Source organism: Myxococcus sp. RHSTA-1-4 (assembly GCF_020037125.1).
Taxonomy (GTDB): Bacteria; Myxococcota; Myxococcia; order Myxococcales; family Myxococcaceae; genus Myxococcus.
In genome coordinates this window covers 222358-237048 of sequence record NZ_JAIQDG010000004.1, presented here as the reverse complement: position 1 = coordinate 237048, position 14691 = coordinate 222358, and the positions used below count along the sequence as shown (strand labels likewise).

Sequence of the window (14691 nt, the reverse complement as noted above, 5' to 3'; positions counted from 1 at the left end):
CCCGCCGGGCTTGATGGGCGCCGGACGGACCTGGACGGGGCAGTGTGTTCCTCTGGCGTCTCGCGCTCTACCGCAGTCGAAGCCGCCGCGCAGCGAGCCCCAGAGGAAATAGGCGGCGTAGCGGGGATGGCCGAGCACGGCCCCCCCGCCGGTTGGCCCTGGAGCCCCGGGGGCCGGGGGCTCAGAAGGGCAGCAGCCAGGGCACCAGCACCACGCTGACGACCATCACGACGAAGGTGAGGGGCACGCCGACCCGGACGAAATCAGCGAAGGTGTAGTCGCCCGGCCCCACCACCAGGGTGTTCACCGGTGACGACACCGGCGTCATGAAGGCCGAGGACGCGGCAAGGGCGACAATCATCGCGAAGGGGTAGGGCGAGGCCTGCAACTTGTCCGCGACGGCCAGGGCGACCGGGGCCATCAGCACCGCGGTCGCCGTGTTGGAGATGAACAGGCCGAACACGGCGGTGATGGCGAACAGGCCGGCGAGGATGAAATGGGGGCTCGCCCCCCCCGCTACGTCCAGCAGGGCGCGAGCCGCGAGCTCGACGCCGCCCGTCCTCTGCAGCGCGAGCGAGGAGGGGAGCATGCCGACGATCAGCACCAGGCTCTGCCAGTGGATGGCGCGGTAGGAGCTGTCGAGGTCGATGCAGCCGAGCAGCCCCAGCAGCAGGCAGCCGATCAGCGCCGCGTGCACGTTGGGGACCACGCCGGTGATCATCAGGGCAACGATGAGCGCCAGGGCAAACAGCGCATGCGGCGCGCGGCCCGCCGCCGGAACGACCTCGTCCATCTCCACCGGGAGGTTGAGGATGATCAGCTCCTTCGGGTGTGCCCGCAGCCGGTGGATGGCCTTCCAGGGGCCGATCAGCAGCAGGGTGTCGCCCAGCTTCAGGGCCTCATCCAGCAGGCTCTTCTTGAGGGGGGTGGTGCCGCGCCGCAGGCCGATGACGTGCAGCTCGTACTCCGAGCGGAACCGGGAGCGGACCACCGTCTTCCCGATGAGCTTCGAGGTCGCCGGAAGCATGACCTCGACCATGCCCAGCTCCTGCGATTGGTCCGAGAAATAGGTGCCCGTGAGCGGCAGCCTCTGGAGGTGGAGGCGCTGGGAGACCTCCTCGATGTCGATGGCGGGGGCGAACAGGTCGATGAGCAGGATGTCGCCGACGTGCAGCCGGGTCCGTGCCGTCGGGCGGACAAGACGGCTGCCGAAGCGGCCGGGGCTCTCGACCGCGATGATGCTCACGCCCGAGGTGCCGCGCAGGTCGAGCTCCTCCAGCGTCTTTCCGTCGAGCGGTGAGCCTGGGACGACGCGCAGCCGATACTCGCGCTCGGACAGGCCGTACTCCTCGATCCAGTCGGCGAGCCGCGGCCGCTTGTGGCTCGCGATGGGGTCTCTCTTCTCCGCCGTCAGCCACCGGCGCGCGAAGCTCATGTAGATGATGCTCAGTACGAGCAGCGGCAGGCCGAAGGGCGTGATGCTGAAGAAGCGGAAGCCCTCGAAGCCGTGGCGCACGAGCTCGCTGTTGACCACCAGATTGGGCGCCGTGCCGACGAGCGTCATCATGCCGCTCAGGAGCGCCGCCACGCTCAGGGACATCATCATCCGTCCCGGCGCGAGGCCGGCGTTCTGGGTGATGCGCAGGACCACCGGGATGAAGATGGCGACGACCCCGGTCGAGCTCATCACCGAGCCGATGCCGGCGACGCTCAGCATCAACAGGGCCATCAGGCGCGTCTCGCTGCGGCCGGCGCGCGAGATCAGCCAGTCGCCAATCCGTTTCGCGACACCGGTGCGCACCAGCCCTTCACCGATGACGAACAGCGCGGCGATCAACACGATGTTGGGGTCGCTGAAGCCCGCCAGCGCCTCGTTCATGGAGATGACGCCGGTGAAGGGCATCGCGGTCACCATGAGCAGGGCCACGGCGTCCATCCGCGGCCTGTTGACGGCGAACATGAAGATGGCGGCGGCGAGCAGTGTCAGGGTGGTGATAAGGTTGGAGCTCATACTTTTGCCGGTGAGATCATGCCTGAAAAGCTTCGCTCCCTCCTCATTCCCATCGACCTCTCGACAGGCTCTACGCGCGTCATCGACCGGGCCGCGCTGCTGCCGCTGGCCGAGGGCGCGCGGCTCACCTTGTTGCACGTCGTTCCGAGGGGCTTCTCGAGGGAGGCCACGAAGCGAGCGGAGGGCGATGCGCGCAATGCGCTCGAGGCCATGGCGAAGCGCCTGTCGAGGGCGCTCCCCGCGAGTTGCGCCGTCAAGCAGGTCGTCAAGGTGGGAGTGCCCGCTGACGTGATTGCCGGGCAGGCGCGAGCGGCCCGGGCCGAGCTGACCGTCATGGGGCGCGGCGGAGGCCGTGCGTTCAAGGACATCTTCCTCGGGTCAACCGCCGAGCGCGTCATCCGGCAGGGACAGTTCCCGGTGCTGGTGGTCCGGCTGCCGCCGCACGCTCCCTATCGGAAGCCGGCGGTCGCCATGGCGCTCGACCAGGCCGCTCATGACGTCCTCGCCTCGCTGCTGAGGGTGATTCCTCCGCCGCTCCCGCGGGTGGCGATCATCCACGCCTACGATGCTCCGCTCCACGGGTACCTCTATCCGAGTTTTCCGACGGACGAGGCAAGGGACCATCAGGCGCACTATGAGCGGAAGGCACTCCGCGGGCTCTCGCGGCTCCTGGCTGCTTCCCTCACCCGGGCGGGAGTTCCGCCCGGGGACGCGCCGGCCTGGAAGCTCTACGTTCGAAACGGCTCTCCGAGGTCGCTCATCGCCCAGACCGTCAAGAAGCTCAGCACGGATCTCCTGGTGCTCGGGACGCATGGTTACTCCGGCCTGGCTCATGCCTTCCTGGGAACCGTGGCCGGAGACGTGCTGCGCGAGGTGCCGTGCGACGTCCTGGTGGTGCCGCCTCGCCCGGAGGGTTCGAAGGAGACCTGACGCCGGACGGCGGGCTGAATGGAGCGCGCGCGCTCACGCCCGCGCCCGGAGCACCTTTCCGAAGCCGCGCTCGCGCCCCAGCGAGGGTGACACGGCGCCCTCCCGCACCGCCTCGCGGCCGGAGATGAGCACGCTCTTCACCGCGGCATCATTGCGGCGCACCAGCCGGACGAAGCCCCCGAAGTTCTCCATGGGCGCCTCGGCGATTTCATCCAGCTTCCCGTCCAGGCCCTCGGGGTTGATGAGGGCCAGGTCCGCCCGGCGGCCCTCCGCGAGCACTCCGGCGTCCAGCCCCATCCACTCGCCAATCTCCCCGGTGAGCCGGTGCACGGCGCGCTCCACGGACATGAAGGGCTCGCCGCGCTTCTCCGCTTCACGCACCAGCCGCAAGAGCCGCAGCGGGAAGTTGTAGTGGGCCATGTTGCGCAGGTGCGCGCCCGCGTCGGAGAAGCCCACGAGGATGTCCGGGTGCTGGCAGATGCGCTCCAGCTCCTCGCGCCGGTCATTGGCCATCACCGTGTACCAGCGCAGCGCGTCCCCGTGCGTGGCGGCCAGGTCCAGGAAGACGTCCACCGCGTGCCGGTCCTGCTCGCGCGCCACCTGGGCGAAGGACTTGCCCACCACGCTGGCGTCCGGGCACTGGAGGATGAGGGACTCGTTGAAGTCGCGGTGGAAGGCGCGCGGGAGGAAGCGGTTGGTCCACTGGCTCCGGAAGCGGGCGCGGTACGCCGGGTCCTTCAGCAGCTCCGTGCGCGACGCCGCGTCCTGGAGGTGCAGGGCCGCCGCGCCCGCGCCGAACTCCTCGAAGACGACCAGGTCGATGCCGTCCGCCCACAGGTCGAACACCTCGGGCAGGGCCTGCCAGCGGAAGTCCGCGCCCAGCACCCGGTTGGCCAGCCGCGACAGGGCTCCGATGAGGCGGTGGATGCCGCGGCTGGCGCGCGGGTCCATCATCGAGATGACGGTCGTCTTCAGCGCCCGCCGCCCCAGGCCCATGCTCTCCAGGAGGAAGAGCAGCACGTTCACCTTGGTGCTGATGTTGGGGACGCCCTGGAAGACGCGGCCGCGCTCGCGCAGCAGCCGCGTGAGGCGGCGGTACTCGCTCCAGCGGGCGTAGGTGGAGGGCAGGGGCCGGCTGCGGATGTCGCGCGTGCCGCCCATCTTGTCCCACTTGAGCGTCTGCACCGACAGGCCCAGGTAGCCCAGGTCCAACCCCTCGCGGACCAGGGCCTCCATGCGGCGTAGCTCGTCCTCGCCGGGCCGGACGCCCTTGTCCAGGCTGCGGTGCAGGCCCATGACGTGTGCGCGCAGCGCCGAGTGCCCCAGGAAGGACGCGACATGGGGCCCGAGCGGCAGTCCGTCCAGGTGCTCCAGGTAGCCGCCCAGCGAGTCCCACTGCTTGCGCTCCTCCAGCAGCGTGCGGACGGTGGCGTAGGGGATGGCCTCCACGCGGCAGAACATGTCCGCCAGGTCCTCCGGCGTGCCCAGCGCGAGGCTCAGCGAGCAGCTCCCCACCACCACGGTGGTGACACCGTGGCGGACGGACTCGGAGAGGGACGGAGCCAGCTCCACCTCCGCGTCGTAGTGTGTATGGAAGTCGATGAAGCCGGGCGTCACCCAGTGCCCGGTGGCGTCGATGACGCGTGTGTGTGGCGCGCGGGGGAGGGGAGCCTCGGACAGCGCGGCGACGGTGCCTTCGCGGATGCCCACATGGCAGCGGCGCGGCGGACTGCCCAGTCCATCGAACACCAGCCCGTTCTCGACGATGAGGTCCATGTTGGAAAGCCTACGTCCGTAGGGGGCTCTGCTTCCACTCGGGGAGCGGGTGCGTTCCGCTCGGCGCACCACTTCTTTGACCTCGTTGTAGGGCCTCACCCGCGGGCCAGCCCTGTCCAGCGTGCGACTTCACGGGTGCCACGCGGGCCCCTCCGTGCGGTGGCCAACGCGGGTACGTCCACCATCGGGCAGACTGTCCAGGGGGCACTCCCTCTCGTGAGCACTCCGATGGCAGATGGCCCCATGCACCGACGACGTTCACCCCTGCTCGTCCTGCTCGGCCTCACGGCCTTCGCGACCGGTCTGCTCCTGTCGCCCGCGGCCTGCCCGAGCTCGCCCGACGGGGGAGTGAAGCCCTCCGACGAGGCGCCCCCTCTCGACTCGGTGCAGCCGAGGGACGCCGCGGCGGATGGCGGCCCGGGAGAAGCGCCCGACGCCGGCCCGGCGGACGGGGGGCCCGACTCCGGTCCCATCTCGAGCGTCTCCCATGGGCTGGAGTCGCGGCCGGCCAATCCCACCTGCGTGGCACCCGCGCGGCCCGCGGAGGCCACCGGCGTGGCCCTCCAGCGGGCCTTCCCGAGGCTGACGTTCACCCAGCCCCTGTTCGCGCTCCAGTCCCCGGGCGACAGCCGCCGCATCTACGTGGTGGAGAAGGGCGGGCGGGTCCGCGTCTTCGCCAACGAGGCGGACCCCGCCAGCAGCTCGCTGTTCATCGACCTCTCCGGCCGGGTGAATGCCTCGCATGATGAGACCGGGCTGCTCGGCATGGCCTTCCACCCGCGCTTCGCCACCAATGGAGAGGTGTTCCTCAGCTACATCGGCGACGACAGCGAGGGGAAGCTGAACTCGTACATCGTCCGCTACCGCAGCCTGGACGGCGGCGCCACGCTGGACCCGAAGAGCGCGGAGCCCGTCCTCCAGCTCTACCAGCCGTGGTCGTACCACAACGGCGGCCACCTCGCGTTCGGCCCGGACGGCTACCTGTACATCGGCTTCGGAGACGGCGGCGGCCGCGAGGACCCGAACCGCACCGCGCAGAACAAGGAGGTGTGGCTGGGCAAGCTGCTGCGCATCGACGTGGACGGCGCGCGGCCCTACGCCATTCCTCCAGGGAATCCGTATGCGAGTGGAGGCGGGCGGAAGGAAATCTACGCGCTCGGCTTCCGGAATCCCTGGCGCTGGAGCTTCGACCGGCGCACCGGCGCGCTGTGGATGGGAGACGTGGGGGAGAAGCGCTACGAGGAGGTCAATCGCGTGGTGCTCGGGAGCAACCACGGCTGGAGCGTCCTGGAGGGCACGGCGTGCCTGCGGGGTAACACGTGTGACACGGGGGGGCTGACGCCGCCGGTGGTGTCCTACGGGCGCGGCGAGGGTGTGTCCATCACCGGCGGCTATGTGTATCGCGGAGGCGCGGTGCCGTCGCTCGCGGGCCAGTATGTGTATGGGGATTTCGGTTCAGGCCGCATCTGGACGCTTCCCGGGGACGCCATGCCCGGCGGTGGGGCGAAGCCGAAGCTCATCCTCTCCACGTCGCTCAACATCTCCTCCTTCGCGGAGCTGAATGACGGCGAGCTGCTGGTGGTGGACTTTGGGGGAGGCGGGCTGCATCGCATCGTCCCGGCTCAGCCAGCTCCGAAAGACACGTTCCCCACGCGGCTGTCGGCGACGGGGTGCGTGAATCCGGCGGACCCCACGCGGCCGGCGGCCGGGCTCATCCCGTACGACGTGAATGCCTCGCTCTGGTCGGACGGCGCGGACAAGGAGCGCTTCCTCGCGGTGCCGGACGGGAAGAAGGTGTCGGTGGGCGCGGAAGGGACGCTGGACTTTCCCCCGGGCAGCGTGACGGTGAAGAGCTTCCTCCTCGGGGGCCGGCGCGTGGAGACGCGCCTCTTCATGCGCCACCCGGACGGGAGCTGGGCCGGCTACACCTATGAGTGGAACGACGAGGGCACGGACGCGGTGCTGCTGGACGCGGGCAAGGTGAAGGACGTGGCCGGCCGGACGTGGACGTTCCCCAGCCGCGGCGAGTGCATGCAGTGCCACAACGCCGCCTCGGGGTATGTGCTGGGCCTGGAGGTGGCGCAGCTCAACGGAGACTTCATCTACCCGGGAGGCCGGCGTGCCCACCAGCTCGTCACGCTGGAGCACATCGGCCTGCTGGCGCTGCCGTCCGAGCCCGCGTTGCTTCCGCGGCTGCCCGCCTATGACGGCCCGGAGCCCCTGGAAGCGCGGGCGCGCGCGTACCTGCACGCCAACTGCGCCGTATGCCACCGGCCGGGTGGACTGGGCCGAGGAACCGCGGACCTGCGCTTCTCCACGCCGCTGGCGAGGGCCGGGGTGTGCGACGTGCTACCCGAGCTGGGCGAGCTGGGTGTCCCCGGCGCGCGGCTGGTGACGCCGGGCCATCCCGGGAAGTCGCTCCTGTCCTTGCGCATGCACGCGCTGGAGGCCGTGCGGATGCCGCCGCTCGCCACGCGGGTGGTGGACACCGAGGGCACCGCGCTGGTGGACGCGTGGATTACCTCCCTGGCCCGCTGCCCGGAGGGCCTCTGAGCGCCGCCGCCGGGCCCTCTTGGCGCCTCCTTCGCGCTGGTGCCAGGATGATTGAGGCCGGCTTCCCGGAGGCCGGGTGGGGGGTTCCATGAGTGAACTCGAGCTGGACAAGGTGTACCGCCGCGGCGAGCAGGGCCACGGCGTGAGGCGCATCCAGGAATGGCTGACGCTCCAGGGCTTCGCGGTCGCCATCGACGGGGACTTCGGCCCCGCGACGGAAGCGGCGCTGAAGCGCTTCCAGGCGAAGGCGGGCCTGCCCGTGTCGGGTGTCGCCGACGCGGTCACCTTCGACCGGCTGATTGCCCCCATGAAGGCCGCCATCGCGTCGATTCCCGCCCAGGGGCGCTCTCCAGGCGCGCTGGTGGTGGCCTATGCCTCGCAGCACCTGAAGCAGCGGCCTCGCGAAATCGGCGGTGAGAACCGGGGCCCGTGGGTGCGCCTCTACATGGACGGCAACGAGGGCGCGGCGTGGCCCTGGTCCGCGGGCTTCGCCACCTTCTGTCTCCTGCAGGCGGCGAAGACGCTCGGCGTTCCCATGCCGGTGGAGCGCACGTTCTCCTGCGACCTGCTGGCCGCCTTTGGCCGCGAGAAGGGCCGCTTCCTCTCCACCCTCACCGCGCCGCCAGACCGGACGCAGATCCGCCCCGGCAGCCTCTTCCTGCGCCGCCGCACCGCCAACGACTGGGCGCACACCGGCATCGTCACCGAGGTCGACGAGGAGACCTTCCAGACCATCGAGGGCAACACCCACGACGCGGGCGGCCGCGAGGGTTACGAGGTCTGCGCGCGCACGCGGGGCTTCAGGAACATGGACTTCGTGCTCATCTGACGGGGCCGCGCAACGTGTAGTGCGCCAGCACGGGCTGGTGGTCGGAGGACTCGGTGCTGCGGTCCACCTCGAAGAGGACGGGCACCAGGCTGGGGCTGGCGTAGAGGTTGTCGAAGCGCTTGCCCGTGGCGGGCACCACGCCCTGCTCGTCCGGTAGGGACGTGAGGGTGGCGCTGTCGGCGATGTCCTGCAGCCGCAGCCAGTGGATGCTGCCGCGCGGCACCTTCCCGGAGCGCAGCTCGGTGCAGGCCTGCGCTGGTGTCATCACCGTGCCGTCCGCCAGCCGCACCTGCGCGACGGTGGCGTGGGTGATGGTCTCCGGAAGCTCCAGCTCCAGCAGGTGCAGCTCGTGCCGCAGGCGCGGGTCGGCGATGTTGCCTACGCCCCTGTCACCGACGCTGGCGTGCGGGTCGCCGTAGCGCAGCGCGTACTCCTCCACCGTGTCGGTGTCGTCGTACGTCTTCAAATGCGCCATCAGCCATGAGCCGCCGCGCTTGATGGCGGTGTTCGCGTTGAAGTCCCCCAGCACCACGGCGTGCGCGACCTCACGGTGGCGCAGCAGCGCGTTGAGCTGGCGGAGGTTTCGCGCGTTGATTCCAGAGTCCCCCAGCGTGTGGTGCACGTTGTAGAGGACCACCGGGTGGCCCTCCGCCTCCAGGCGGACGTAGAGCGCGCCGCGGTCCTCCGGAATCTCGCACGGGTCTCCGTTCCGGCGGGCGATGGCGGCCTCCCGCTCCCCGTCCGGAATGGAGTAGGTGAAGTGGGCCGCGTCCACCAGCGGGTGGCGGCTGAGGAAGGCCTTGCCGTTGACGAGCCGCCCGCTGGCGCCGCCGTCATGGCCCTGGTAGGCCATGTGGAACCCATAGCGCCGCGCCAGCAGCACGGTGATGGGCACGTTGGCTTCCTGCAGGCCGATGACGTCCGGCATCCGGCCCTGTTCCTCCAGGTGGTCGAAGTACGCCAGCAGCGCTTCGCGGCGCTGCCCGCCGAGCAGGATGTTGTAGGACATCACCGTCAGCCCGGGCCCCCGTGGCGGCCGGGGAGACGGGCTCCGGACGATGAAGGTACGGCCATCCCCCAGCTCCCGTTCCGAGTTCGGCTGGGGAACGGCGTCGAAGTCAGGGAACGTGACGGTGGGCTCGCGACGGATGGGGGGCTCCTCATGCCCGGCCGGCATGCGGGTGAGCAGGGGGCCCACCCCCGGCAGATGCTCCAGCAGCTCGGGCACCTTCATACACGCTCCCCCTCCGGGAGCCGCGCGTGCGGAGCGAAGACAGAACAGTCATGCTGGATGTCGACGTGGGACACCGGTCCTCCTGTGTGGCCTCAAGTTCTGTGCTGATCCGCACGGCGGCCAGGGGGCACACGGGCCTTTGAGGGCCGGCCGGTCCGCCTTGTCAGCAAGAGGGGCGAGCGGGCAGCCGACCGGAGGTCATCGCTCCCTCCATGCGGCGCTCGGTGGGGACCGGGGGACCACGCCAGGGCAGGACGTCCGCTATGCCGGGCACGGCAGGAGGACGGGCAGGCGGCCTCGGGGCGCCCGTGGTTGAATGGCCGCCATGCGGCACATGTGGCTCATGGCGGTGATGGCTCCCCTGCTGGTGGCATGTGCCACGAAGGGGCCGGTATCTCCTGTCACGGCCTGCCAGAAGGGCGTGGCCTCCGCCTGCGGCGAGTGGGGCGACGAGCTCCTCCGCCAGGGCGCGCGGAGCGAAGCGGACACGGCATTCGGCGCGGCGTGCGAGCGGGGGGACCTGGAGTCCTGCCTGGCCCAGGGGCAGTTGCGGATGGAGGACGGCGACCTGGCCGGCGCCGAGCCTCCCCTCGTCAGGGCGTACGAGGCCGACTGGGAGCAGGGCGCCGAGGCGCTGGCGGACCTGCGCGAGGCCCGGGGCGGAGCGGGAGACCTGGAGGCCGCGGCGCGGCTGCGGCGGGAGGCCCCCGCGCTCGACAAGCCTGCCTTCGAGTTCGTCTTCGCGTACCGGGTGGACGTGTCGAACGGCGTGGGGCCCGACATCGCCCTCAACATCCAGCCCATGGGCCTGTTCGAGCGGCGGCTGTCCTTCGGCGCCCAGACCGCCTTCACCCACTCCGGGGCGGGGGAGCTCAACGGCTTCGTGGGCTACCAGCACTTCCTGTCGTCCTGGCTGGTGACCTACGCGCGGTTCATGATGGGCGCCGCCCTGCACGCCGCTCCCGGCCAGGGGCCCAATGTCGGGGCCGAGGTGGGCGCCAAGCTGTGCCTGGGCTCCATCGGCCACCTGAACCTGGCCGCGGGCAGCTCGCGGGTCAACCCCGGCTACGTGTCGATGGGATTCGGTCTCGACGGCATCCTCGTCCTCATCATCGCGGCGCACGCGCGCTGACTCAGCGCGTGGGCATGCCCAGCACGTAGCTGATGAGGGGCTTGCCGGGCGCCCGCGCCTCGCCCACCTCCCAGGTGTAGCCCTCGCGCGCCAGCGACGCCGTCAGCGCGCGCAGCTCCTCCGGACGGTGGACCCGCAGCGCGGACACCAGCCCGTCCCAGAAGATGATGAGCGGCGCCACCGGAATCACATACGTGAGCAGCAGGCGCAGCGGCGTCACCGGACGCACCATGGGCGTGAAGAGCAGCACCAGCAGCGGCACCAGCAGCATGGACAGGATGCCCGAGGGCGTGCGCCGCACCGTCTCGAAGGCGGCGAAGGGGACACTCCGGGCCTGCGCGTCCGCCAGCACCGCGCGGGCGTCCTCCGGCCGGAAGTGGTGCAGGGCGTTGAAGAGGGTGCGCATGCCGCGCAGGTCCGCCGGGACGCGCAGGGCGTCCACGGAGCGCTCCAGGTAGGTGGCACCCTCCGCGCGGGCCCGCTCCGCGGCCTGGGCGTTGGGGTACTTGTCCGTGAGCACGGCGTCCGCTTCCAGGCCGTACTGCTCCGCCAGCAGCCGCCGCAGGCGGGGCAGGGGCCCCCGGCCGCCGGAGGCCAGGTCCAGCAACTGATTTCCGCCCGAGGCGCGCAGGCCTCGCGCCAGCACCTCCGCCGCGGCGTCGAAGAGGCCCAGGCGGGCGCTGACGGTGTGGAGGTAGTCGGTCGTCAAATCCCTCAGCGCGGAGGGCCACCAATCCTGGTCCGTGAACTCGAAGAGATGGATGCGGGGAACCAGGGCCATGGAAGGAGTCTCGTTCATGGGGCAAGGGTGCCGGCCCGGGAGCGTCCTCGCACTGTCCGCTGACGACAGAATGGCTTGCCGCGCGCGCCAGCCCGCCGCTACGGTGGCCCGCGTGGCGAAGGTGCCCACATCGTCCGTGTCCGAGCCCTCCCTCTCCGCCCGGATGGCGCGCCAGGCGCTCCGGCTGGCCGTCCAGCTCGGGCTGCCGGTGGAGTCCCTCTGCCGCGAGGCCGGCCTGCGCATGGAGGACCTGGATGACCCCGAGCTGCGCATCCCCTACAGCGTCCTGGACCACCTGACGGAGCGGATGGTGGCGCTGTCCGGGGACGCCAACCTGGGCCTGCACCTGTCCCGCATGGACATGGCGGACCTGGACGACCCGGCCACCTTCGTCGTCCTCACCAGCGCCACGCTGCGCGACTCCATGGAGCGGGGCTTCCGGTACCAGCGCGTGTGGGGGGACGGGGAGCGCTTCCGCCTGGAGGACACGGAGCGCGGGGTGCGCATGCGCTTCACGCCCATCGGCGTCTGGCGCCCCGCCCACCGGCACCTCGCCGAGGTCGCGCTCGCGCAGTTCGCCACCGGCGTGCGCTTCCTCACCGGTGAGGACGTGCGGCCCCTGCGCGTGCGCTTCGTCCACCCCGCCCCGGAGGACACCCGCGAGCACGAGGCCGTCTTCGGCGGCCCTCTGGAGTTCGGCGCGCCCGCCAACGACATCGAGTTCTCCCAGGAGGACGCGCGGCGGCCCTTCGTCCACGCCGACGCGCTGCTGAACGCGATGTTCGAGCGCCAGGCCCGCCACGCGCTGGAGCGCCTGCCCCAGCCCACCACCGCCAGCGAGCGGGTGCGCGAGGAGGTGCGGCGTACGCTGTCCGGAGGAGACTTCTCCTTCGCCGCGGTGGCCCGGGCCCTGCGCCTGCCGCCGCGCACGCTCCAGCGGCGCCTCGCGGACGAGGGGCAATCCTACGCCTCCATCGTCGAGTCGCTGCGCCGCGAGCTGGCCGAGGCCTATCTCCGGCGCCGCATGTCCATCGCCGAGGTGTCCTTCCTCCTCGGTTATGCGGAGCCGGCGGCGTTCCACCGCGCCTTCAAGCGCTGGTGGGGCACCAGCCCGGAGTCCTTCCGGCGCGGGCTGAACGCTCCCTGAGAATAGGGAAGCTCCACCGTGGCGGCGTCGCGGTAGCATCGGCGGTCCGCCCACGGAGGTTCCCATATGTCCACGCTGAAGCCGGTCCTTCGCTCCGTCCTCTTCGCCTCGGTACTGCTCGGCGCCGCCGCCGCCCGCGCCGAGGACGTCATCCACAGCATCGTCGCCGTGACGTACGAGGGCGACTGCACGAGCGCGCTCGGCTACGTGGTGGAAGTGGGGGACGCCGACAAGGTGGCGAAGGCGGCGGAGGAGAAGGCCCGGGCGCGGTACCCGGCGCTGAAGCGCCTCCACCACAAGGACAACGACAAGAAGGGCAAGAGCCTGGGGCGGTACATGGTGGTGGTGTCCGCCGGGGTGGGCAAGCCGGGCTGCACCGGACGCGCCATGGGCGTGGGGTTCGGCACCGACGAGGCCACCGCGCGCAAGGATGCCCGGAAGAACCTGGGCAAGAACTTCCCGCTCCACGCCGGGGACGTGAAGGTCGAGCACAGCCAGGCCTACTGAGCCCCTCCTGGCGGGCAACCGCGAGGAGGGCGGGCCGGGACGCGAGCCCGGCAGGTGCCCCTGCCGGTGGCGCGGGAGCGTCCCCATGATGCAGTCATGCACCGTGTTCCCCGCTCGGTTCCAGGGCCCACGCAGGGGGCGGCGGCGACGCAGGTGTGCGAGAAGGTCCTCCTGCCCCGGCTCGGCGTGGAGGAACATGCGTGCCTGCGGTCGGCGCTCAGCTCCCTGGGATGCGAGCCCGTGGAAGCCGAGACGGCCGAGCGGGCGTCGGAGCTCCTGCGGGACGGGAGCATCGAGCTGCTGGTGCTCGATGCCGAGGCGGAGGACTGGAGCGCCTGGGCGCGGAGCATCCAGGGGGCCATGCGAGCGCGGGAGGGGATGGCGCTGCTGCTGCTCGTCTCCTCCGCGCGCCCCGAGGGCGCGTTCCTGTCGGCGGTCCTGGCGGGTGCCCTGGCGTATGCGGTGCGGCCCCTCTCCCCCGATGCGGTGGCCCACGCCCTGCGCTCGTTGCTGGAGGGGGATGCGGCACTCCGTGAGCAGCGGGGCGAAGCGGTGAACCTGCTGGCCTCGGAGTGGAAGGCGGAGCTGCGCCGCGAGCGGCGGGCCCGGGCGGCCGTGGAAGTCCGGCTGCGGGAGCTGCTGCGAACCGAGAAGCGCCTGCACGCCTTGCTGGAAGCGACGACGAGCGTGATGTGGACGCTGACGCTCACGGGCGCCGCCGTCGAGCGGAGCCAGTCGTGGGAGTCCTTCACGGGCAAGCGCTTCGAGGACTACCAGGGCTACGGCTACATGAACCTCATCCATCCCGAGGACCGCGAGCGCGTCCGGAGGGACTGGGCCCGGGTCATGGGGAAGAGCACTCCCTACGTCTCCGAGTACCGGCTGCTGCGCCACGATGGGCGCTGGCGGCAGGTGCGGTCGCGCGGCGTCCCGGTGCTGGGCCCGGACGGGCGCGTGCGGGAATGGGTGGGCTGGCTGGTGGACATCACGGAGGAGCGGGAGCGCGAGCAGGCCCTCCGGGAGAGCGAGGCGCAGGCCCAGCGCGCCATCCGGCTCCGCGACGAGTTCCTGTCCATCGCCAGCCATGAGCTGAAGACGCCCCTCACGCCGCTCGCGCTCAAGCTGCAGGGCATGGTCCGCTCGCTCTCGGTGGAGGAGCTGGGGAACGCGGCGGAGCGCCTGCGCGCGGACCTGGAGATGGCCCAGCGGCAGGTCCGCCGGCTGGCGGAGCTCATCGACGGGCTCCTCGACGTGTCGCGCATCTGCGAGGGGGGGCTCCATCTCCTGCTGGAGGAGGTGGACCTGGCCGTGCTCCTCCGGGAGATGGCGGCGCGCTACGAGCCCCAGGCGCAGCGCGCCGGGTGCCGCCTGTACGTCCGGGCCGGCCACCCCGTGGTGGGGCGGTGGGACCGCTCCCGGCTGGAGCAGGTGGTCTCCAACCTGATCTCCAATTCCCTCAAGTACGGCGCCGGGAGGCCGGTGCACCTCAGGGTGGAGGCCAGCGACGGGATGGCCCGGCTCATCGTTCGCGACGAGGGAATCGGCATCGAGCCGCAGTCGCTCACCCGCATCTTCCAGCGCTTCGAGCGCGCCGTGTCGGACAGGCACTATGGGGGCCTGGGCCTGGGGCTCTACATCACCCGGCAGATTGTCGAGGCCCACGGCGGGACGGTCGTGGCCGAGAGCGCTCCGGGCCAGGGAGCGGCCTTCACCGTCATCCTCCCGCTGGAGGGCCCCGCGCGGGAGCCGGCCCCGGAGTGCTTCCAGGGGGATTGAGCGCGCGGGGCGCCG

11 protein-coding genes are annotated in these 14691 nt (G+C 71.2%); 7 read left to right on the top strand and 4 right to left on the bottom strand.

Features of this window, described 5'->3' with window-relative positions; translation table 11 throughout:
• Nucleotides 1-181: 181 nt before the first annotated feature.
• Nucleotides 182-2011 (bottom strand): SLC13 family permease, encoded by a 1830-nt coding sequence (locus K8638_RS08630; protein WP_223753954.1) that lies wholly within the window; start codon nt 2009-2011, stop codon nt 182-184.
• Nucleotides 2012-2029: 18 nt separating this feature from the next.
• Between K8638_RS08630 and K8638_RS08625 the strand changes: the two genes are divergently transcribed.
• Complete coding sequence (locus K8638_RS08625) at nt 2030-2941, top strand: universal stress protein (protein WP_223753953.1); 912 nt, start codon at nt 2030-2032, stop codon at nt 2939-2941.
• A gap of 33 nt (nt 2942-2974) precedes the next feature.
• Here the strand turns inward: K8638_RS08625 and K8638_RS08620 are convergent, their stop codons facing one another.
• Nucleotides 2975-4717 carry an amidohydrolase family protein gene (locus K8638_RS08620; protein ID WP_223753952.1) on the bottom strand — a complete coding sequence of 581 codons (1743 nt, stop codon included), beginning with the start codon at nt 4715-4717 and terminating at the stop codon, nt 2975-2977.
• A 243-nt stretch (nt 4718-4960) separates the two neighbouring features.
• On the opposite strand from K8638_RS08620, the gene K8638_RS08615 reads away from it, so the two are divergent.
• Together K8638_RS08615 and K8638_RS08610 are read left to right on the top strand one after the other, a co-directional pair.
• On the top strand, nt 4961-7270 hold the full coding sequence (locus tag K8638_RS08615; protein ID WP_223753951.1) for a PQQ-dependent sugar dehydrogenase: 2310 nt from the start codon (nt 4961-4963) through the stop codon (nt 7268-7270).
• Between the two features lie 88 nt (nt 7271-7358).
• Nucleotides 7359-8099 carry a peptidoglycan-binding protein gene (locus K8638_RS08610; protein WP_223753950.1) on the top strand — a complete coding sequence of 247 codons (741 nt, stop codon included), beginning with the start codon at nt 7359-7361 and terminating at the stop codon, nt 8097-8099.
• On the opposite strand, the gene K8638_RS08605 is transcribed toward K8638_RS08610, so the two are convergent.
• A complete protein-coding gene (locus tag K8638_RS08605; protein ID WP_223753949.1) occupies nt 8092-9333 on the bottom strand; it encodes an endonuclease/exonuclease/phosphatase family protein in 1242 nt (413 codons plus the stop codon). The two genes, K8638_RS08610 and K8638_RS08605, sit on opposite strands and share 8 nt — an antisense overlap.
• A gap of 325 nt (nt 9334-9658) precedes the next feature.
• Here K8638_RS08605 and K8638_RS08600 point away from each other — a divergent pair, with 325 nt between their 5' ends.
• A complete protein-coding gene (locus K8638_RS08600) occupies nt 9659-10465 on the top strand; it encodes a hypothetical protein (RefSeq protein WP_223753948.1) in 807 nt (268 codons plus the stop codon).
• Nucleotide 10466: 1 nt separating this feature from the next.
• Here the strand turns inward: K8638_RS08600 and K8638_RS08595 are convergent, their stop codons facing one another.
• Nucleotides 10467-11246, bottom strand: a complete 780-nt coding sequence (locus K8638_RS08595; protein ID WP_223753947.1) for a hypothetical protein — start codon at nt 11244-11246, stop codon at nt 10467-10469.
• A gap of 136 nt (nt 11247-11382) precedes the next feature.
• On the opposite strand from K8638_RS08595, the gene K8638_RS08590 reads away from it, so the two are divergent.
• The 3 genes from K8638_RS08590 to K8638_RS08580 all read left to right on the top strand — a co-directional run bounded on the left by K8638_RS08590 (nt 11383) and on the right by K8638_RS08580 (nt 14676).
• The gene (locus K8638_RS08590) at nt 11383-12393 is read left to right on the top strand and encodes an AraC family transcriptional regulator ligand-binding domain-containing protein (protein ID WP_370643935.1); all 1011 of its coding nucleotides are present in this window, start codon (nt 11383-11385) and stop codon (nt 12391-12393) included.
• A 66-nt stretch (nt 12394-12459) separates the two neighbouring features.
• Nucleotides 12460-12900 (top strand): hypothetical protein, encoded by a 441-nt coding sequence (locus tag K8638_RS08585; RefSeq protein ID WP_223753946.1) that lies wholly within the window; start codon nt 12460-12462, stop codon nt 12898-12900.
• Nucleotides 12901-12996: 96 nt separating this feature from the next.
• Entirely contained in the window at nt 12997-14676 is a 1680-nt protein-coding gene (locus tag K8638_RS08580; RefSeq protein ID WP_223753945.1) for an ATP-binding protein, read from the top strand.
• Nucleotides 14677-14691: the final 15 nt, after the last annotated feature.